The 1,059-nt window shown below is 39.1% G+C and carries 2 protein-coding genes; one reads left to right on the top strand and one right to left on the bottom strand.

Annotation, left to right across the window (positions count from 1 at the left end; translation table 11 throughout):
* Positions 1-544 (top strand): hypothetical protein (locus G517_RS18955; RefSeq protein ID WP_036591431.1); only part of this gene is annotated, 544 nt, incomplete at its 5' end.
* Positions 545-598: 54 nt separating this feature from the next.
* On the opposite strand, the gene G517_RS18950 is transcribed toward G517_RS18955, so the two are convergent.
* Positions 599-1,059 (bottom strand): hypothetical protein (locus G517_RS18950; protein WP_036591428.1); only part of this gene is annotated, 461 nt, incomplete at its 5' end.

Here is a 1,059-nt window from a genome sequence, read left to right as displayed (position 1 = left end):
GATGGCCCTTAATCCTGATCTTGACTTGAGTGATCTGGATGTAGCACTAAAAGATGGCAACATCATAATGACGGGCATCAAATCCCAAAATGGCGGGCCGGTAACAGGCAATCAGATCAACGCGATTCAAGAGGCTTTATCGAATAACGAAGAGCTCACCAAAAACCTTAAGTATTCATTATCCGATCTGACAAAGGCAGTAAATATAGCTAAATATCCAGCTGAATTTGAAATTGATATAAATGAATTAGCTTCGTTGGAATACAACAAAGAAAATATCGTGAAAGATGGTTTCTTTAGTCTAAACGGTTTTATAGAGGGCTTCCTTGATGAGAACCCAAGACGGCCAACTCTTGAAGAAGTTCGTGATACACGGAAAAGGGATTTGTTTGGATATCCAACAATGGACCGACCAAATAAAGACTGGGACTTTGACCAAGTTATAGAAGATCGAAACTTTGGCTCTTTAATTTCTCACTATATTTCCTACACAGCTAACTCCGATCAAGAAGAAAACAAAAATTACTTAAATACAAAAGCCTAAAAGTATCCCCCGCCTATTAAAAGACGGGGGATAATTATCAGTTAATTTTATCAACTATTTTAAGCAAGTCTGCTTTGTACCGCCTGTGTCATAGTTCTTTTCATAGAAACACATCTTCACCAGCTTTTCCTGACAGATATGATAAAAATCTTCCTCTTTCCCAATAGGCTTCATAGATCCATCTGATCCTTCTTGGAATAGCCTGAAATAACCAAAGTCATAAAAAATATTCCACCACATTGACGGATTAGATGGAGTCCCACTGTAAACCCGGTTATGCACATTTAGTGCTGGTTTTTGCTGGTTGATGCAACCCGGCAATGTTAACGAACCTTTAATAAAACCATTTTCATTTGATATAAGTTTCGTCGTTGACCGAAGTACTTTTTGACCATATGAATCCTTGCTCCAAAACTTAATTTCCATCGCTGTGAAAGGTACCGTGCTGCCGTCTGCATCTTTCAGATACCCCGAGAAACTGATATTCGAATGCGCCTGCACGGAGGTGGATGTTG

Origin of the sequence: Oceanospirillum maris DSM 6286 (assembly GCF_000422865.1) — a bacterium.
Classification (GTDB): Bacteria; Pseudomonadota; Gammaproteobacteria; order Pseudomonadales; family Halomonadaceae; genus Oceanospirillum; species Oceanospirillum maris.
This window is presented reverse-complemented; position numbering and strand designations above follow the sequence as displayed.